Source organism: Methylosoma difficile (genome assembly GCF_054657615.1).
This window is the reverse complement of the sequence record NZ_BAAHYJ010000006.1, coordinates 23,636-43,587: the sequence shown is the minus strand read 5'-3', so window position 1 is coordinate 43,587 and position 19,952 is coordinate 23,636. Positions and strand designations below refer to the sequence as shown.

Genomic DNA, 19,952 nt, shown 5'->3' with positions numbered 1-19,952 from the left:
CGTTTCCATCGCTAAAGAAATAATCGAGGTATCAACATGAACCCACTCATCAGCCACAACAAAACCGCAATTTTAGACTTAGCCAAACAGCATGGCGTTAAATCCATTAGCTTATTTGGCTCAATGGTGCGCGGAGATATTAACGACAATAGCGACGTGGACTTTTTGGTAGAACTTGAACAAGGCCGCGACTTGTTTGATTTAGGCGAATTGCTGATGGATTTACAAGCCTTACTGCAACGGAAAGTAGATGTAGTCACCCAAAATGCGTTGCATCCGAGTATTTCTTCCCAAATATTGAAAGAAGCTCAGCCATTATGAAAGATGACCGTGTTTATATTGAGTATATCATTGACTGCATTGACCGAATCGACGAATACACGCAGAACGATCAATTTGTATTCATGAACTCGACTATGGTGCAAGATGCGGTGATTAGAAATTTACAAACCCTCTCAGAATCTACGCAAAAATTGTCCGATAAACTAAAAGCTGAACATCCTGAAATTAATTGGAAAGCTATTTCGGGATTTAGAAACATCTTGGTTCACAATTATTTAGGTTTGGACTTGCTACAGATTTGGGTTGTTATTGAAAATCGACTGCCGCAATTAAGGGGGAATCTTGAAAAACTACTTTAAACCTAAAAATCAAAGACCACGTAGAACGAGCTATGGCGTAATGCGCTTGGATGCCTAAGTATCCAACATGCGGCGCAATGCCCGTTGGTTATTGCGCCTTACGCGAGCTTAGTTTCTGAATTAGTTTGAACGTCAGATTTTCAAGATTGCAGCCATGCCCACACAATGGCGAATTGTTGAAAGTGATATACGCAGGGCGTTAATGAAACGCTTTCCTTATGTTATCTATTTTCGGGTTTTGGAAAGTGACGTACTTCGGGTAACCGTGGTTAAACACCAGCGTAGACATCCAAGTTTTGGCTTACATAGAAAATAAAAATGCGAATTCTCTTAGATACTAATGTTTTCATACCATTGGAAGATTCTTCAATTGACATTGATACAGCTCTTGCAGAATTAAACCGCATTGTATCGGCTAAACATCAGCTTTTAGTGCATCCTGCAACAGCAGATGACATTGCTAGAGATAAAAATGAAGAAAGACGAAGAAAAATTCTTGCTCGATTAGATAAATACCCTAGTCTTGAATCCCCTCCAATATTCAGTGAAGGAGAAGAGGAGGAGTTAATTGGAATTCCCAGCAAAGATAATGATCGCGTAGATAATCTGATTTTGCTAGCAGTACATAAAAATTGTGTACACTGGCTTATCACAAATGACGGGGGATTACACAAAAAAGCAAAAAGAATTGGGGAAGAAGACAGGGTTTTAACGGTTGAGCAAGCAATCAACACATTATTAACACTAGAACGACAAAAGCTTTCTCTTTATCCAAGCATTAAAAATGTAGCCTGTCATACACTGAATTTAAAAAATCCATTCTTTGATTCATTGCGTTTTTCTTATGATGGCTTCGACAACTGGTTTACCGATAAATGCGCAAAAGCGGGTAGATATGCTTGGATTTGTGCTGATGGAGAAAGAATAGACGCAATATGTATTTATAAGCAAGAAACTGATCCAATTATTACCGTCGAAAAAAAAGGCTTGCAAGGCAATATACTGAAGCTTTGTACATTCAAGGTGTTAAAACGTGGTTTCAAAATTGGTGAACTTTTATTAAAACAAGCGTTTAGCTATGCAACTTCCAATAAGATAGACCATGTGTACCTTACAGTAGAACCAGATAAACATGGATTACTAGAAGAGTTGCTTTTAGATTTTGGATTTTATATCTATGGAGTAGATTTAAATGGAAGGGATAGTGTCTTTGTAAAAGATTTTCCTAAAATTTTCCCTACTAATGATGACCGCCCTTTAACCTACGCAATTAAATATTTTCCATTACTTAAAGTAACTACTAATGCCGCTTACTTAGTTCCAATTCGACCTCAGTTCCATGAAATACTATTTCCAGAATTAAAGAACAAATTTCAGTCGGATCTATTTGATGATGGACCAAACTCAGCCGGAAATACCATAAAGAAAGCATATTTATGCAACACACAGACAAATTCGATAAAAGCTGGTGATATTCTATTTTTCTATCGCACCCAAGACCATATGGCACTCACTTCTTATGGGATCGTTGATCAATTTTATATTGAAAGTGATCCTGAAAAGATATTGCAATGGGTTTCAAAACGAACGGTATATTCAAATAAGGAAATTCAATGCATGAAAGGTAAAGCTGTGAAAATTATTCTCTTCAGATTGGTTGGTCATTTTGAAAATCAAATTTCATTTAGCACGCTGCAGCGGCTAAATATTATTAAGGGTGCTATTCAATCAATAACAAAAATATCGAATTGCAAAATAAAAACTATTATTAACGAAGCAAAACTAAATGATCGCATTTTATCCAATTAAACCCATCTATTCGAAAAAAATACTAACGGGTAAAAAAATTTACGAATTGAGAAAACGCCTACCGAATCCTGATGTAGAGTACATTTTAATTTACTCTACAACACCAATCGCAAAAGTAGTTGCCTACGCAAAAGTAAAGGCTATGTACAAACAACAAATCAATGATATTTGGGAAATGGTTTCATCATTTGCAGGTATAGAAGAAATTGATTTTCGAGAATATTTTGGAAACAATGACTTCGCCTGTGCCATTGAGTTTGAATATGTCTGTCGATTCATAAGACCGTTTGATGTAAAAGAAATAAACCCTGATTTCAAAGTACCTCAGTCATTTTGTTATATTCAGAAAAAAGATTTTAATCGGCTAAAAAGGAGAAAAACTGAAAATGTCTGATTTTAAAATTATTTTTGTATCAGGTGTGCATGGTGTCGGAAAAAGCACCTTTTGCTCACGTATCAATCAAATATTTGGCTTGCCATTTTATTCAGCTTCTTCTCTTATTAAAGAGCTAAAAAACTCAGCAGTTGATGTAAATAAGCAAGTTATCGATGCGGAAGAAAATCAAGATTATTTGATAATCGCCCTAAATAACTTAAAGCCGCAATCAGAAACAATACTGCTAGATGGACATTTTTGTTTACTTGGTGATAAGGAAGTTATTGATATTCCGATTAAAACATTTAAATCTATGCAGATTAAGTCAATCTTGGCTTTACACGATTTTCCGGAAACAATTCATCAGCGATTACTTGAAAGGGACGGAAAATCTTTAAGTATCGAAACTATTAACGAATTACAAACTAGAGAATTAGAGTTAGCCGAATTTACATCTTTTCAACTGGGAGTAAAACTTCAAACAATTTCTCATGAACAAACGTTAGAAAATCTAGATTGGATTGAAATGCATATGTAGTTAATTATATATATTAGTCATTTATACTCAAATGGCACGCCGTAATGCTAGCTATAAAAAGAAACTATACTGATTTGTGTGGAGTGGCAATGCTTTTCCGCCCATCTTTTTAGCATTGTGTATTTATATTGGTGGGCAGAAAAGTGTTGCTCAACCTACAGAGTTATCAGTCCAAGAACAGTTTTAATATGAAGTAATGTTGTGATTAGTGATTAGTGATGGGGTTTTGGGTATGACAGCAGGTATTAAGCTGCCTTTTTTATACACCATAAGGCGAAGTGCGCGTTCTTCGCGGCTGCGGATTTTGGTGTCTGACAATAAGGTGGAGGCGGTTGCGCCGCCTAAGCTTGCGGAGCAAAAGATCCATCAGTTTGTGGTTGCCAAGCAGGCGTGGATTGTTCAGGCTTTGGCAAAAGTGGCGCAGAAAAAAGCGGCTCAAGAAGACCGTTTTAAGCCGCTTTCTTGGGGGCATGGCGCGATGATTCCCTATTTGGGCGGGCAATTCCCGCTAGTGGTTAAACCTAGCCGTTTGAAGCGGGTGAAGATAGGATTTGATGATGGCTTTATCGCTCATTTGCCGACGTTTATAGATGGCGAGCAGCAAGAAGATGCTATCAAGGCGGCATTGCTTGTGTGGATGAAAAAACAGGCTTTATTGCATGTTAAGCAATTGGTGTTGCGCCATGCTGGTTTTCGGCAGCTGCATCCGCGTTCGATTAATATCAGAACGCAAAAAAGCCGGTGGGGTAGTTGCGGTATCCGCAACGATATTCAGATTAATGCCTTGTTGGTGTTGGCACCGCTTGAGGTGTTGGAGTATGTGGTGGTGCATGAGCTTTGCCACATCCGCGAGAAAAATCATTCGCAAAAGTTTTGGGATTTGGTGGCGGAGCATTTGCCTGATTATCAAGTTCAGCGTAATTGGCTGAATCAGCATGGCAGCCAGTTGATGGCGGTGTGGTAGCTTTTTCTTGCGGAGTTGGCGTGTAAACAGAGGTTTACACGCCAAAGAGATTTACCGGCTATGGTTTGTGTGTATCCTTTTTATGCCGGATTCCGGCAATCCTTGCCGGAATTATCCACAAAGCCTTAGTGTTTTTAGGCTTCGTCTAAGTCTTCCGACGATATATTGCCTTTTTTGCCAAAATGCGGGGCAATGCTGATGAGCAAAGTTGCAAAAGTAGCCATATAAGGCACGGATTGCACTAACAGCACCGAAATCCACAAGCGTCCGCTCAGGTTGTCGAAATGTTCAATGGAAGCCATGGCACCAATTGCTGATCCCAGTAAAATCAGCAATAACAGTTCGTGGCGGATAACCATTAAGCCTGCAAACAACGGCCCCTGTTTTTCGTATTTAGGCGTACGCATGAACGGTTTGCCGGAGGTGAACAAACCTTGCCAAGTGCCTCTGGCGACGGTGTGGGTCAGAGACAAGCCCGTTAAAGCCGCGCCCAGTGATTGTCCTACTGAACACGGAACCCGTGCTTGGTAGAGCCATAAGCCACGCAAAACTTTAAAGCTGAACAGGCCAATGGTCGGCAGCAAGAAGGCGTTGATCGGCAATTCGCTATGGATAGGGTCGTAGAGGATGATCGCGGTTAAGATCAAGCTGGTAAAGGTGAACACCAATGCCAAGGCATCGGAGAACCAAGGCAACCAACCCGCCAAGAAGTAGTAGCGTTGTGCGGTTGTTAACGGTGATTTTTTGCCTGGCAGGAAGCTGCGCCAATGGCCTTTAATGATTTGCATGGCGCCGTAAACCCAACGGAAACGTTGTGTCATGTAGCCAGAGAAGGTGTCCGGCATCAAGCCACGTCCGAACGAGTCTTTAACGTATACAGAATCGTAACCGGCTTCATAGAGGCGTAAGCCCAATTCGCTGTCTTCACAGATACACCATTCCGCCCAATTGCCGACTTCCAATAAAGCCGATTTGCGGATCATGGTCATCGTGCCATGTTGGATGATGGCGTTGTATTCGTTACGTTGCACCATGCCGATGTTGAAGAAACCGGCATATTCCCAGTAGCAGAACGATTTGAAGGTGCTTTGGTGACGGTCACGGTAGTCTTGTGGAGATTGCACAAAGCCGACGTTTTCGTTATCAAAATACGGCACCATGGCGTTCAGCCAGTTGGGGTCAAGAATGTAGTCGCTGTCGATGATGGCGATAATTTCAGCATCGGGTGCGGTTTGTTCCAAGGCATGGTTAATTGCACCAGCTTTAAAACCAGGCCAGTTTTCCAAATGGAAGAAGCGGAACATGGAGCCTAAGCGTTCGCAGTCGTCACGTACCGGTTCCCAAACCGCAGGGTCTTTGGTGTTGTTGTCCATGACCAACACTTCGAGGTTTGGGTAATCTACTTTTGCTAAAGCTTCCAAAGTTTTGCGGACCATTAACGGTGGTTCGTTATGGATAGGCAAATGCAAAGAGACTTTGGGGTATTTGAATTCAGGTGATGGCGAAAGCGGCTGGAACGTCCGTGCGGTTTTGCGATGCCAGATGACTTCGGCAATTTCCAAGCTTTCGATTAGCAAAATGACCGCAGCCAAGATTTGCATCAAAATCATCAAGCCCCAGAACACCACGGTGATATTGGTTTGGTACTGTTGCGCGCCCACCGATGCCGACCAGAAGATAGTCGACGCCGCCAAGTTGGCAATCACACCAAAAAACAGAACGCCAGGCAATTTAAGGCTGCTGCGGGTAAACAGGAACAACGCCATCAGGACAATACTGAATATGGCTGCGCCCATCGCCCAGTTTTCCCAGTTTGGCAAGGTGATGACATCGCCGTCCATCGGGTATTTGGGTTGGCGGTCAGCGTCGAAAACACCCCAGTAGGCACCTGCTGAACCTTCGATGGATTTTTTCCAAGGTTGGTCAAAGGCTTCTACGATGTAGTAAGTCATTTTTTCTTTATCTGCGCGGTTTAAAAATTCGCGCAAGAACTTCGCTTGGTTCGCCCGTGATGCGGTGGCGTGTTTGAACGGTTGTCCGTCGGAAGGCCAGCCCACCTCGGTGATGACAATCGGTTTGTTGGGGTAGGCTTTTTGCACTTCGTGGTAACGTTCGAAGGCGTAGTCAACGGCTTCATCGGCCGGAATGCCTTCCCAGAATGGCAGGATGTGCATGCCGATAAAGTCGACTTCGTTGACCAATTGCGGGTATTTCAGCCAGACATCCCAAGTTTCGGAAGTACTGACTGGACGCCATGAGTTGGTGCGTTTTTTGACTTCGCGGATATATTCGATCAGCGCGTCAATTGGAATGTCGTCACGCAGCAAGACTTCGTTACCAACCATAACACGGATAATTTTGGGGTTATCGGTGGCGGTGGTGCTGATTAAGGTTTCAATTTCTTGGCGGTTTTTTTCCAGATTGCCGTCAATCCACGCGCCTAACGTGACGTTGAGATTGTGCTTGGCTGCCAGTTCTGGAATTTTATGCTGCCCTTTGAGCATACTGTAAGTACGCACGGCATGGACTTTGTTTTCCAGCAAGGCCAAATCGCTGTCGATGTCGGCTTCGCTGGGGTAGGTGTTGCCGGTTTGGGTGTCTTCTTTACGCATAGGGTCGTAGGTGACACCCATGGTAGTTTTCGTCCAAGGCTGCAATTGCAGTGGGTTGTTGACATAACTCCAAATGCTGAAGTTAATGAAAACCAGCACGGTGAGGGCGAACAGAGTGGCTATCTTTTTAATCATTTAAGTTTCACTAAAAGCGAAGTTGGCAAAAGTGTCAGGTGAATCCTTTTACCTTGGTTATTTTTTTACGTATAAATCGGTAATCGTGCCGGTAATCATTTCGGCGGCGAAGGCAAAGGTTTCCGATAGGGTAGGGTGAGGGTGGATGGTCAGACTGATGTCTTCCACATCGGCACCCATTTCCAAAGCCAACACGGCTTCGGCAATCAATTCGCCCGCGTTCGGGCCGACCATGCCTGCGCCCAAAATGCGTCCGGTTTCTTTGTCGGATAGGATTTTGGTAATGCCTTCTTTGCGACCCATGCTCAATGAACGACCGCTGGCAGCCCAAGGGAAGACGCCTTTGTCGTAGCTGATGCCTTGTTGCTTGGCTTGGTTTTCGGTTAAACCCATCCATGAAATTTCAGGATCGGTATAGGCCACTGATGGAATGGTCAGGGCATCGAAGCTCGCTTTGTGACCGGCGATAACTTCTGCCGCCACTTTGCCTTCATGCACTGCTTTGTGAGCCAGCATCGGGTTGCCGACGATGTCGCCGATGGCGAAAATGTGTGGGACATTGGTGCGCAGTTGTTTGTCGACAGGAATAAAACCTTGTTCGTCAACGGTAACGCCTGCCATTTCGGCAGCCACTTTTTTGCCATTAGGCCTACGACCTACGGCAACTAAGACGGCATCGAATACTTCAGATGCCGGTGCGTCTTTGCCTTCAAAAGAGACTTTCATGCCTTCAGGCAAGGCTTCAATCGCCGTTACACGGGTTTCCAGCCAAATATTTTGGTATTGTTTTTTGATGCGGCGTGTTAATGGTGTAACCAAATCTTTATCGCAACCTGGAATAAGCTGATCCATCAATTCGACCACGCTGATTTCCGAACCAAAGGCATGGTAAACCGTTGCCATTTCCAGGCCGATGATACCGCCACCGACGATCAGCAATTTTTTGGGGATATGCGATAAGTTGAGTGCGTCGGTGGAATCCCACAAACGAGGGTCATCATTGGGGAAAACAGGAATTTGCGTAGGGTGCGAGCCAGCGGCAATGATCGCTTGGTCGAAAGTGATCTGGGTGGTGCCGGATTCGCTTGCAACTTTCAGGCTGTTGGCGGAGGCGAATTGCCCAACGCCATGGACAACGGTCACTTTGCGCTGTTTGGCCAAGCCTGACAAACCATCGTTTAAGGTTTTAGTGACGCTTTCTTTCCAGCTGCGGATTTTGTCCAAATCCAATTCCGGTTTGCTAAAGCTGACGCCGTGTTCTGCCATTTCGCTAGCTTCGTGGATGACCAACGCAGTGTGCAGTAAGGCTTTGGATGGGATGCAGCCGACGTTAAGGCAAACGCCCCCGAGTACGGGGTCACGCTCGACCAGCACGACTTGCTTACCTAAATCGGCAGCACGGAATGCCGCACTGTAGCCACCTGGGCCACCGCCTAAAACTAAAACTTCTGCGTGTAAAGCTGCTTCATTCATTTCAAAATCCTTAAACTAAAGTAACAAACGACGGATGTCTGCCAAATATTGTTTGAGTGCCGCCATAAAGCGCGCACCTTCGGCGCCGTCGATGACGCGGTGGTCGTAAGTTAAATCCAATGGCAACATCAGGCGCGGCACAAACTCTTTACCGTTCCAAACGGGCTGCATTTTTGCGCGGGTAATACCGAGGATAGCGACTTCTGGTGCATTGACAATCGGTGTAAACGCTGTGCCGCCAATGCCGCCAAGACTCGATATGGTCATACAACCGCCTTGCATATCGGCAGGCATCAGTTTGCCTTGGCGTGCTTTCGCGCTTTTCTCTGCCAGTTCCAGCGACAGTTCGCTGATGGATTTTTTGTCGGCATCGCGCAAAACGGGCACTACCAAGCCATTGGGCGTGTCGACGGCAATGCCGATGTGGAAGTATTTTTTCAGGATCAAGCTTTCACCGTCGCTGGATAGCGACGAATTGAAGCTGGGGAATTGTTTCATTGCGGCAATCATCGCTTTGATGATGAACAGCAAGGCGGTGATTTTAATTTCGTCTTTGCCTTTTTCTGTGTTTAAGGCACTACGGAAAGCTTCCAGCTCGGTAATATCAGCTTCTTCGTGATAAGTCACCAAGGGCAAGTTGAGCCAGACGCGGCTTAAGTTTTGCCCGGTCAGCTTTTTGATTTTGCTGAGCTTTAAAGTTTCAGTATCGCCAAATTGCGAGAAATCGACCGCTGGTATGGGAGGTATGCCAGCACCACCGCCACTTGCCGCAAGGCCTTCGGTCATGGCTTTTTTAACGAAGTTTTTGACATCTTCTTTCAGGATGCGGTTTTTGCGGCCTGAGCCTTTGCTCATGGTGTTGACATCCACACCCAGTTCACGGGCAAATAAACGTACCGACGGTGAGGCATGGGCTCTGCTGGTGGTTGCAGCGATAGCTGCCGAGGGTAGTGGTTCGGCTCTTGTTTTTGCAGGCTCTGGCGTGGGTTCAGGCGTTTTTTCGGCGACTGGCGCAGGCGTTGCAGCGATGGGCGCGGGTGCTACAGCGGGTTTTGGCGCGGCAGGCTCGATGCTGCTAGGTGTGACCGTGGCAATCAAAGTGCCTTCGGAGACTTTATCACCGGCTTTGATAAACACTTGGGCGATTGTACCCGCCGCGCTGGACGGCAATTCCATGCTGGCTTTGTCTGTTTCCAAGGTGGCAATGGTTTGCTCTAAGGCGACCGTATCACCGGCATGGATTAATACTTCCACCACATCAATTTCGGCAACATTGCCAACATCAGGCACTTTTATTTCGATTAATGCACTCATTGTCCGTCCTTCCGTTAGATTAACCAAGGGGCTTTGGCATCTGGGTTTATGCCATATTTGGCGATGGCGACTTCCACTTTGCTGGGTTCAAATTGCCCCAAATCAGCAAGGCTTTTCAAGGCCGCGACGGTGACATGATAACGATCCACTTCAAAGAATTTCCGCAAATTTTCGCGGGTGTCAGAGCGCCCAAAACCATCAGTACCCAAAACGATATAAGGGGCGCTGATATAGGGGCGGATTTGTTCTGCAAAGGCACGGGTGTAATCCGTGGCGGCAATGATGGGTCCCACGGCGTTTGCCATGCAGTGGCTGACATGCGGTACTTTGGCAGTTTCGGTTGGGTGCAAGCGGTTCCAACGTTCGCAATGTTGACCGTCGCGCGCCAATTCGGTGAAGCTGGTGCAGCTCCATAAATCGGCTTCTACGCCCCAATCGTTTTTCAACAATTCGGCGGCAAATTCCACTTCGCGGAAAATCGTGCCAGAACCCAGCAATTGTACGCGTGGCGCTTTGCTGTCAGCACCTTGGCGATAGCTGTACATGCCTTTGAGAATATCCAATTCTGCGCCTTTAGGCATCGCTGGATGGGTGTAGTTTTCGTTCATGACCGTGATGTAGTAGAAGATGTCTTCTTGATCTACATACATGCGGCGTAGGCCGTCTTGGATAATGACCGCCAATTCGTAAGCGTAGGTGGGGTCGTAAGAGACGCAGTTCGGCACGGTGGCTGCCATCAAGTGGCTGTGACCGTCTTCGTGTTGCAAGCCTTCACCATTCAGTGTCGTCCTTCCGGCTGTACCACCCATCAGGAAGCCACGGGTACGTTGGTCGGCGGCAGCCCAAATCAAGTCGCCAACGCGTTGGAAACCGAACATGGAGTAGTAAATGAAGAACGGGATCATAGGCACGTTGTGCGTGGAATACGATGTGCCAGCGGCAATCCAATCACACAAACCGCCCGCTTCGTTGATGCCTTCTTGCAACACCTGACCGTGCTTGTCTTCTTTGTAGAACATCAGTTGGTCGGCGTCTTGCGGCGTGTACAGCTGACCGACTTGCGACCATATGCCCAGTTGGCGGAACATGCCTTCCATACCGAAGGTGCGTGATTCGTCAGGCACAATCGGCACAATGCGTTTGCCGATGTTTTTGTCTTTGGTCAGGATGTTGATTAAACGCACAAACGCCATGGTTGTGGAGATTTCACGGCCTTCACCGCTGGCTTCCAACAAAGGTTTGAAGTCGCTTAAGGTAGGGACATCCAGCGCGTAAGACTTGGCGCGGCGTGATGGTAAATGTCCGCCCAATGCGGCGCGGCGGCCTTTCATGTAGTCCAGCTCTTTTGAGCCTTCAGGGAAAGTCAGGTAAGGCAGGTCGTGCAGTTGTTCGTCTGTGACCGGCAAGTCGTAACGGTCACGGAAGCGGATGAGGGAGATGTCGCTCATCTTTTTCTGTTGGTGGGTGATGTTTTGTGCCTGACCCGATTCGCCCATGCCATAACCTTTGATGGTTTTGGCCAGGATGACGGTGGGTTGGCCTTTGTGGTTAACCGCTGCGTGGAAGGCTGCGTAAACTTTGGCAGGGTCATGACCGCCACGGTTCAGTTCCCAAATGTCACGGTCAGACCAATCGGCAACCATGGCCTTCAATTCTGGCGTGTTAAAGAAGTGTTCACGGACGTAAGCGCCGTCTTTGGCTTTAAAGGTTTGGAAGTCACCATCGACACAAGCCATCATGCGGGCTGCCAATGCGCCGTTTTTATCACGTGCAAACAGGCGATCCCAGCCTTGTCCCCAAATCAGCTTGATAACATTCCAGCCCGCGCCTCGGAATTCACCTTCCAATTCTTGGATGATTTTGCCATTGCCACGTACGGGGCCGTCCAAGCGTTGCAGGTTGCAGTTGACGACGAAAATCAGGTTGTCCAGTTTTTCGCGGCCTGCCAAACCGATAGCGCCCAGTGATTCGGGTTCGTCGGTTTCACCGTCGCCTAAGAAACTCCACACTTTTCGGTTGGAGGTGTCGGCAAAGCCACGGTCTTGCAGGTAGCGCATGAAGCGGGCTTGGTAAATCGCCATGATGGGGCCAAGACCCATGGATACGGTGGGGAATTGCCAGAAATCTTGCATCAACCAAGGGTGCGGATATGACGATAAGCCATTGCCGTTGACTTCTTGGCGGAAGTTGTCCATTTGTTCAAGCGTCAGGCGGCCCAATAGAAACGCCCTTGCATAGTCACCGGGGGTCAAGTGGCCTTGGGTGAAGATCAGGTCGCCGTCGTTTTGTTCAGAAGCGGCACGCCAGAAATGGTTGTAGCCGACATCGTATAAAGTGGCGGCAGAAGCGAAGCTGGCGATATGTCCGCCGACATTGGTGTGTTTGTTGGCGCGCAATACCATCATCATGGCGTTCCAGCGTACATAGGAACGGATTTTTTGTTCGATGGTGGCATCGCCTGGAAATTGTGCCTGCTTTTCGACGGCAATGGTGTTGACGTAAGCGGTGTTGGCACTAAAAGGAACGTCAAATCCCGCTTGGCGGGTGACGGCGACCAGTTGTTCAATCAGAAAATGGGCACGTTCACTGCCTTCTTGCTCTAAAACGGCTTGTAACGCTTCAATCCATTCCTTGGTTTCTGCCGGATCAATATCATTTTGTCCGGTAATTTCTGATATTAAACTATTAGTCATGAGTGATCCTGTTGGAGCGGGTGGTAAGCGGTTTCAAAAATCTTGGTTTTTTTGAAGCAAAGGGCAATCAGGTTGGCTGGCTTTGGTGTGGCGTACAAGAAGACCTTTGAAACGGCATTGGACGGGAAGGTTAAAATACATTGGAGATGGCGCATAGTATATACAAATGGAGGCGGGCAATGCATCAGTTTTAGTTACGGCTAAAAACATTTAAAAGCAGGTTATTGTTTTTAACTTGCTGCTTTCAGTATCAAGCTGACAGGTTTTTACAGGGCGGCAAGGTGTTTTTCAGTGGATATTTTGATAAGGTTTTTTAGATTTAAGCTTAAATAAAGGTTCATATGTTAACTATGGCGGATTAGTCCAAAGGATGTTCCATTTCGGGTTTGCAGATGCGTCAATTTTTACCTTTAAAAGTCGGTCAGCTCATAGTTTGTGTTTTGTTGGTGATGCAGGTACCAGCGCTTCACGCCGGTGCTTTGCGGGCGAAACAAGCATCTGCTTTAAAACCTAAGCCTGTAGGTAATGTCTGGGAGCGCCTCCGTTCTGGAACCGAGGTGTTCATGCCCAATAGCCTCAGTGCCTTGCCTAAACAACCGGCAGAAACTGTGGTTTCGCCGGAACCGGAAATTAAGCCAATCCATCAGTATGCTTACAAACGTTTAGGGTTTAATTCAAGTCTATCCAAACAGGCCGAACCAATGGCGCAGGTTGCGGGAAAAAGCCGCTTGCCAATTCATACTGTGGTCAACGTTCCTCACCAGGCCGTCAACATAAAAAGCGAAGTGCATTTGAATGGTGATTTTGCACAGCCACGTATCAGGACCCAGATTAACGTGCATGACAAACGCGAAGCGAATGTAAGGGATTTGATAAAGCCTGTTGCATCCCAATTGCCGGCAGTTTTGCAAAAACAAGCTGAACCTTCAATTAATAACGCCATATCTTCGCCAAAACCATCCGATAAGCAGATCGCAATTGAGGCGAGAATTGCCCAGCATGTGGCTTGGTATAACGAACGTACAGGCTTTTTACGGCAAGTGGCGGAGCGTGCCAACCCTTATCTTTTTCATGTGGTTGATACATTGGTGAAGAATCATTTGCCTGCCGAATTGGCTTTGTTGCCAATTGTTGAGAGTGCTTATCAAAGTAACGCACAATCACCTAAAAGTGCGGCAGGATTGTGGCAGTTTATTCCCGATACAGGCCTTGAATATGATTTGCAGCAAAACGAAGCTTACGATGAGCGTTATGATGTGATTTCTTCCACTCACGCCGCAGCACGTTATTTGCACTTTTTGCATCAGCGTTATAAAGGTGATTGGCTATTGGCTTTGGCTGCCTATAACTGTGGCCCTGGAACGGTGGACAATGCTTTGTCTGCCAATGAAAGCAAAGGCTTGGCAACAGATTTTTGGTCTTTGTCGCTGCCTGAAGAAAGCTTGCAGTATGTGCCACGATTTTTGGCCTTGGTTAAAATATTTGCCAACCCAAATGCATATGGCTTAAAACCCAATCCGGTCACGGACGAGCCTTATTTGGTTAAAACAGCCATTGATGAACAAGTTGATATTCGTTACCTGGCAAACAAAAACTTGCAACATGTGGCTGAGCTGGCGGGTCTCGATCCAAAACGTTTTGAGTTGTTTAACCCGGCCTATCTTCAAGCGCAATTGCCGGAAACGGGACCTTACGAGTTTGTCATGCCTATTGCCAATGCCAACCAATTGCACAGGCATTTGGCGCATATTGCGTATACTTTGACGTTACCCAAAAATAAAAATATGACCGTGGTGGATAAGTCCGCTGCGCCCCGTCCGTGGTATTTGCAAAATATTCCACTACCCTCGGCACCGTTTTTGTCCTTAGCCCAAACAGATGGCAAAGCTTCAGCGCAGTCTCTACAAGCCAACAAGCGTGTTCCTCAAGCCAATACGATTAGTCATAAAGACGGTTACATCGCTGTGCATTATGTCGATAAGGGGGAAACACTCAAATCGATAGCCAAATATTACGGCGTTAAATTAGAGGCGCTTTGCGCGACCAATCGATTTAAGGCCAAACAATCTTTGGCGTGGGGGCAGCGCTTGTTGATACCCAACGGCGGGTTCATCAATGGTTAGCGGCTAAAAGTGTATTTCATTTAATGGAATGTTAATCGAATTGAAACTCTATGTTCATAATGTAATTGCATAATCCGGAGGTTTTACCTCATAACCACTGGAGATTACTGTGAACAATAAAAAACTCATCCCTTTCCTGTTGCTGCCATTTTTTGCGGCAACCACTGCCCATGCGGCAACCAACCTTATTGCCATTGGCGAAATTAATGCCAATTATCAAGATTATTCAACTAGAACAGCACCTGCCCTTGAAAGCGGTGTGGCTGGCAATTTGTTGGGTGGTTTAGGATCGGGTCTGGCCTATGCGGGTGGCAATACTTTTATTGGCTTGCAAGATCGCGGCCCTAATGCGAACGTCTATAACGCAGGCGTTGATAACACCACTTCTTTTATCAGCCGTCTCCAAACCTTAAGCCTATCATTAGCACCTAACCCTAGCTATCCGGCTGTTGCGGGTTCGTTGCCATATATCATGACGCCTTTCTTGACAGACACAACTTTGTTGTCTTCAAGCCTACCACTGATCTATGGCGGTGCAGCGGGTTCGTTGCCTAGTGGCGTGCCTTCGATCAACACAGTCGGCGATTATTATTTCAGTGGCCGTTCCGATAACTTTGATGCTGGTAGCACATCAACAAATTCATTAAATGGGCGTTTGGATCCAGAAGGTGTCCGCGTGGCCAATGGTGGTAAAAGCGTGTTTATTTCCGATGAATACGGCCCTTATGTTTACCAATTTTCCCGTATTACCGGCAAACGTATCCGTACCTTCAATTTGCCAAGCTATTACGCTGCCAGCAACCTGAATGGTGTGGGTGACACAGAAATTTCAGGTAACACCAGCGGCCGTACCGCCAATAAAGGTATGGAAGGTTTGGCGATTACGCCCGATGGCAAAACTTTGGTTGGCTTGATGCAAACTGCCTTGATCCAAGACCAAGCGGCGACAGGTTCCAGCAAATACAACCGTATCGTTAAAATCGACATCGCCACTGGCGCTGTAAAAGAGTATGTTTATTTGTTGACCGACGGCAGTGGCGCCAGCGAAATTGTGGCTATCAGCAACGACGAGTTCTTTGTGTTGGAGCGCGATGGCAAAGGATTGGCCGACAACTCCACCGCTAAAGTGAAAAAACTTTATAAAATCAGCTTGGCGGGCGCTACCGAAGTGACAGGTCTTACAGCTATTGCTGCGGGTTCTGAAGTGCCTAAAACGCAGTTCCTTGATGTGGTTGCCGAGCTTAAAGCGTATGGCATGAGCGACAAAGACATTCCTGCAAAAATTGAGTCTGTCACTTTTGGTCCGGATATGGTGATTAACGGTCAACCAAAGCGCACTTTGTATTTGGCTAACGATAATGACTTTTTGGCGACGATTACCGATAGCAACCACCCAACTGGCATTGCCAACAACAACAAATTCTTTGTGTTTGCGGTTGATGTTGCCGATTTGCCAACCTACCAAGCGCAACCTATTGCGCCATTGGCTAGGGATACTCGCGAACGCGGCTAGTTGTGGCAAGGTTCGGGCGTTTGGCGTCCGAACCTTTTTACACGCATAAAAAAGCCGCTATGGAAGCGGCTTTTTTTTAGGAAAGCTAAAAGTTATCTTGTTCCGAATACGACAACCGTTTTGCCGTGTGCGGTAATTAATTTTTTGATTTCCAACTCTTTTAATACACGGCCTGCCATTTCCCTTGAGCAGCCAACAATACGACCAATCTCTTGACGGGAAATACTGATCTGCATGCCGTCAGGGTGAGTGATGGCATCGGGTTGCTTGCATAAATCTATTAGGGTTTGCAGGATACGGCCTTCAACATCCATGAATGCCAAGTCAATAAATTTGCGGTTCGACGACAGCAAGCGGTTTGACAGTTGTTCGGCAATCATAAAAAGGATATCGGCGGCATGATTATGAAGTTCTTTTTTTAATAGCTGCTCAAAGCGTTCGTAGCTGATTTCGGCGACATGGCATTCAGTGCGCGCCTTAATCGTTACTTTACGGACTTCGGGGCCTTTAAAAATGCCAATCTCACCGATGAATTCGTGTTTGTTTAAATAAGCGAGAACCAATTCCCTAGAAGAGCCGTCATCTTCAGCAAGAATACTGACGGAGCCGTCAATAATAAAAAACAAACTGTTGCCTTTATCGCCTGGCCTAATAATGGTCGCTTTGGCAGGGTAAGCTTTCTTATGGCAATAATAAAGCAGTTGTTCAATGGCTTGGCTGTTTGCGGCTTTTCTATCTGAGTTAGGCATAGAATTTGAATTTCATGTTAAAACACTTGGATAACTGCCTAGGATGCAGGATAAGTTTAAAAAAATCAACACCAAAACTCTGTCAAAGATAATTTATATGCTACTCTATGCGTCTTTTTTGACTAGGGGGAAGACATGCAAGCAACGGTCAAATGGATAGACGGCGTTATGTTTGTCGGTGAATCCGGCAGTGGTCATGCCGTTGTCATGGATGGCCCGCCCGATCATGGCGGACGCAACATGGGTGTACGCCCAATGGAAATGATTTTGTTAGGTGTGGGTGGCTGTTCGTCGTTTGATGTCGTACAAATCTTACAGAAAGGGCGGAGCGATATTGTCAGCTGCACAACCGAGCTGACCGCAGAACGGGTTGATGCCATACCTAGCGTGTTTAGCAAGATACATCTGCATTTTAAAGTTAGCGGCCGCGACTTAAAAGCAGCAGCGGTAGAGCGGGCGGTCAAGTTGTCTGCAGAAAAATATTGTTCTGCGACTATTATGCTGGGTAAATCAGTTGAAATTACCCATGATTTTGAAGTTATCGAGGTTTGACGATTTTGAACAAGTTGCAATTACACGGTTTTAATAATTTAACCAAATCGCTGAGTTTTAACATTTACGATATTTGCTACGCACCAGCCGAGCAACAACAAGCCTATATCGAATATATTGACGAAGCCTACAATGCTGACCGCCTGACGCAAATCTTAAAAGATGTGGCGGAAATTATCGGCGCACAGATTTTAAACATTGCCCATCAGGATTATGACCCGCAAGGTGCCAGCGTCACCATGCTGATCTCCGAAGGCGATGTTGCGCCACCTTCCAGCATGAACAGCCAATCGCCAGGCCCGTTGCCTGACACCGTCTTGGCGCATTTGGACAAAAGCCATATCACCGTGCATACCTATCCTGAAAGCCACCCAGATAACGGCATCAGCACCTTCCGTGCCGACATTGACGTATCAACTTGCGGGCGCATTTCACCGTTGAAGGCGTTGAACTACCTGATCCACAGTTTCGAGTCTGATGTGGTCACCATGGATTACAAAGTGCGTGGCTTTACCCGCGACATTTCCGGCAAAAAACATTACATCGACCACAACATTACGTCGATTCAAGACTATATTGCCAAAGACACCAAAGAAAGCTATCAAATGATTGATGTGAATGTTTACCAAGAAAACATTTTCCACACCAAGATGATGCTGAAAGAAACCGAACTGGAAAATTACCTGTTCGAAAAAGAAAGCAATTTGACGGCACCACAAAAAGCCGAAATTGAGAAAAAACTCCGCAAAGAAGTCACTGAAATTTTCTACGGACACAATTACCGCCGTAAAAAATTGAAAGTTGAAGACGCCTAAGCGCTAATTATGGAAAAGCGCTTGTTTGCTTAATGCAAACAAGCGCTTTTTTTTGCCTGTCGTTTGGCTATTGGTCAATTAGGCGATGATAGCTTGGGCTTGCAAATCAGCATGGTAAGAAGACCTCACCATCGGTGCGCTGGCGACTTGTTTAAAGCCCAGCTGTTTGGCGACCACGGCAAATTCATCAAACTCGGTGGGCGTCACATAGCGTTGCACGGCTAAATGGGCTTTGCTGGGTTGCAGGTATTGGCCCAGCGTCAACATAGAGCAGCCGTGGTCGATCAAGTCTTTCATCACTTGATGGATTTCTTCGGCGGTTTCGCCAATCCCCAGCATCAGGCCGGATTTGGTCGGCACCTCCGGTTGGGCTTGGTGGAAACGGTACAGCAAATCCAACGAGCCTTGGTAATCGGAGCCTGGGCGGGCTTGTTTGTAAAGCCGTGGCACGGTTTCTAAGTTGTGGTTGAAGACATCGCAAGGCTGTTCGGCGAGGATGGCGACGGCTTTGTCGAGACGACCGCGAAAATCGGGTACTAAAATTTCAATTTTAGTACTGGGTGACAACGCGCGGGTTTGTTTGATGCACTCGGCAAAATGTGCCGCGCCGCCGTCGCGCAAATCGTCACGGTCTACCGAGGTGATGACCACATACTTCAAAGCCAAGGTTTTGATGGCTTGGGCGAGGTGCTGCGGTTCTTTGGCATCCAACGGCAGCGGTTTGCCATGCGCAACATCGCAGAACGGGCAGCGGCGTGTGCATAAATCGCCCATAATCATAAACGTAGCCGTACCGTGGCTGAAGCATTCGCCCAAGTTAGGGCAGGCCGCTTCTTCGCAAACCGTGTGCAGGCTGTGTTCACGCAGCAATTGTTTGATGCGGTTGACTTCTTCATTAGCACCGAGTTTGACGCGGATCCAATCGGGCTTGCGCAATACGGTGTCGGGCTGTTCCACCTTAATGGGAATGCGCGCCAATTTTTCGGCACTGCGTTGGTGGGATTCGGGGGTGGCGCGTGAAGGGGCTTGATAGCTCATGGGTGCAATGTTTGGCTGATGGCGTGGATGACGTGGCTGGCGAGTTCGTTGTTGCTGATGGTGATGCCCAAGTCTGACAATTGGGTCACTTGAAGGCCCGCATAGCCGCACGGGTTAATGTGGTTAAACGGGCTTAAGTCCATGTGGTTGTTCAGGCTTAAGCCGTGGTAACTGCAGTGGTTTTTGATGCGTAAACCAATCGAGCCGATTTTTTTGCCACCGACATAAACCCCCGGTGCGTCAGCACGGGCAACGGCTGTTATTTGGTAATGCGCCAAGCTGGCGATCATGGCTTCTTCCAACAGGCTGACCAGTTGCCGGATGTTGATCTGCAAACGCTTGATGTCCAGCAATGTGTAAACCACCACCTGTCCGGGGCCGTGGTAGGTGATCTGCCCGCCACGGTCGGTTTTTACCACAGGGATTTTTGTTGGATTGAGCAAATGTTCGCTTTTGCCGTTTAAGCCCAAGGTGTAGACCGGCGGATGTTCGACCTGCCAAATCTCATCGGGTGTTTCGGCATGGCGACCCAGCGTGAAGGCTTGCATGGCTTGCCAAGAGTCTAGGTAGTCTTGCTGGCCTAAGTTTTTGATGATGGCCATGCCTT

General features: G+C 46.7%; 17 protein-coding genes. 10 read left to right on the top strand and 7 right to left on the bottom strand.

Translation table 11 applies throughout. The features are described 5' to 3' along the window. The first annotated feature begins 36 nt into the window (after positions 1-36). The 6 genes from ACYQ1O_RS15090 (at position 37) to ACYQ1O_RS15065 (ending at position 4,328) form a co-directional block, all read left to right on the top strand. A complete protein-coding gene (locus ACYQ1O_RS15090; RefSeq protein ID WP_459992920.1) occupies positions 37-321 on the top strand; it encodes a nucleotidyltransferase family protein in 285 nt (94 codons plus the stop codon). Next, the gene (locus ACYQ1O_RS15085; protein ID WP_459992917.1) at positions 318-641 is read left to right on the top strand and encodes a HepT-like ribonuclease domain-containing protein; all 324 of its coding nucleotides are present in this window, start codon (positions 318-320) and stop codon (positions 639-641) included. Before ACYQ1O_RS15090 ends, ACYQ1O_RS15085 begins: the two co-directional genes overlap by 4 nt. 318 nt (positions 642-959) lie before the next feature. Further along, complete coding sequence (locus ACYQ1O_RS15080; protein WP_459992916.1) at positions 960-2,450, top strand: PIN domain-containing protein; 1,491 nt, start codon at positions 960-962, stop codon at positions 2,448-2,450. Further along, positions 2,428-2,844 carry an ASCH domain-containing protein gene (locus ACYQ1O_RS15075; RefSeq protein ID WP_459992914.1) on the top strand — a complete coding sequence of 139 codons (417 nt, stop codon included), beginning with the start codon at positions 2,428-2,430 and terminating at the stop codon, positions 2,842-2,844. Before ACYQ1O_RS15080 ends, ACYQ1O_RS15075 begins: the two co-directional genes overlap by 23 nt. After that, positions 2,837-3,364 carry an ATP-binding protein gene (locus ACYQ1O_RS15070; protein WP_459992912.1) on the top strand — a complete coding sequence of 176 codons (528 nt, stop codon included), beginning with the start codon at positions 2,837-2,839 and terminating at the stop codon, positions 3,362-3,364. The genes ACYQ1O_RS15075 and ACYQ1O_RS15070 overlap by 8 nt, the downstream gene beginning before the upstream one ends. 232 nt (positions 3,365-3,596) lie before the next feature. After that, entirely contained in the window at positions 3,597-4,328 is a 732-nt protein-coding gene (locus tag ACYQ1O_RS15065; protein ID WP_459992910.1) for a M48 family metallopeptidase, read from the top strand. Between the two features lie 134 nt (positions 4,329-4,462). Here ACYQ1O_RS15065 and ACYQ1O_RS15060 read toward each other — a convergent pair whose 3' ends face one another. Genes ACYQ1O_RS15060 through aceE form a run of 4 tightly spaced genes read right to left on the bottom strand, consistent with a single transcriptional unit; the run spans position 4,463 to position 12,555 of the window. Further along, positions 4,463-7,075, bottom strand: a complete 2,613-nt coding sequence (locus ACYQ1O_RS15060) for a glycosyltransferase (RefSeq protein WP_459992908.1) — start codon at positions 7,073-7,075, stop codon at positions 4,463-4,465. Between the two features lie 57 nt (positions 7,076-7,132). Continuing rightward, the gene (lpdA, locus tag ACYQ1O_RS15055; RefSeq protein ID WP_459992907.1) at positions 7,133-8,548 is read right to left on the bottom strand and encodes a dihydrolipoyl dehydrogenase; all 1,416 of its coding nucleotides are present in this window, start codon (positions 8,546-8,548) and stop codon (positions 7,133-7,135) included. Between the two features lie 15 nt (positions 8,549-8,563). Then, positions 8,564-9,862, bottom strand: coding sequence for a dihydrolipoyllysine-residue acetyltransferase (gene aceF / locus ACYQ1O_RS15050; RefSeq protein WP_459992905.1), 1,299 nt, complete (start codon positions 9,860-9,862; stop codon positions 8,564-8,566). A 14-nt stretch (positions 9,863-9,876) separates the two neighbouring features. Next, entirely contained in the window at positions 9,877-12,555 is a 2,679-nt protein-coding gene (gene aceE, locus ACYQ1O_RS15045; RefSeq protein WP_459992904.1) for a pyruvate dehydrogenase (acetyl-transferring), homodimeric type, read from the bottom strand. Positions 12,556-12,947: 392 nt separating this feature from the next. On the opposite strand from aceE, the gene ACYQ1O_RS15040 reads away from it, so the two are divergent. Together ACYQ1O_RS15040 and ACYQ1O_RS15035 are read left to right on the top strand one after the other, a co-directional pair. Beyond that, positions 12,948-14,678: a lytic transglycosylase gene (locus tag ACYQ1O_RS15040; protein WP_459992902.1), complete on the top strand. Its 1,731-nt coding sequence runs from the start codon at positions 12,948-12,950 to the stop codon at positions 14,676-14,678. 109 nt (positions 14,679-14,787) lie between these two features. Further along, positions 14,788-16,191, top strand: a complete 1,404-nt coding sequence (locus tag ACYQ1O_RS15035; RefSeq protein WP_459992901.1) for an esterase-like activity of phytase family protein — start codon at positions 14,788-14,790, stop codon at positions 16,189-16,191. A 92-nt stretch (positions 16,192-16,283) separates the two neighbouring features. Here ACYQ1O_RS15035 and crp read toward each other — a convergent pair whose 3' ends face one another. Then, positions 16,284-16,940: a cAMP-activated global transcriptional regulator CRP gene (crp, locus tag ACYQ1O_RS15030; protein WP_459992899.1), complete on the bottom strand. Its 657-nt coding sequence runs from the start codon at positions 16,938-16,940 to the stop codon at positions 16,284-16,286. A gap of 135 nt (positions 16,941-17,075) precedes the next feature. Here crp and ACYQ1O_RS15025 point away from each other — a divergent pair, with 135 nt between their 5' ends. After that, entirely contained in the window at positions 17,076-17,492 is a 417-nt protein-coding gene (locus tag ACYQ1O_RS15025) for an OsmC family protein (RefSeq protein WP_459992898.1), read from the top strand. Positions 17,493-17,497: 5 nt separating this feature from the next. Further along, positions 17,498-18,307: an adenosylmethionine decarboxylase gene (speD, locus tag ACYQ1O_RS15020; protein ID WP_459992897.1), complete on the top strand. Its 810-nt coding sequence runs from the start codon at positions 17,498-17,500 to the stop codon at positions 18,305-18,307. A gap of 78 nt (positions 18,308-18,385) precedes the next feature. Here speD and lipA read toward each other — a convergent pair whose 3' ends face one another. Next, positions 18,386-19,345 carry a lipoyl synthase gene (lipA, locus tag ACYQ1O_RS15015; RefSeq protein ID WP_459992895.1) on the bottom strand — a complete coding sequence of 320 codons (960 nt, stop codon included), beginning with the start codon at positions 19,343-19,345 and terminating at the stop codon, positions 18,386-18,388. Then, positions 19,342-19,947, bottom strand: a complete 606-nt coding sequence (lipB, locus tag ACYQ1O_RS15010; protein ID WP_459992894.1) for a lipoyl(octanoyl) transferase LipB — start codon at positions 19,945-19,947, stop codon at positions 19,342-19,344. The genes lipA and lipB overlap by 4 nt, the downstream gene beginning before the upstream one ends. Positions 19,948-19,952: the final 5 nt, after the last annotated feature.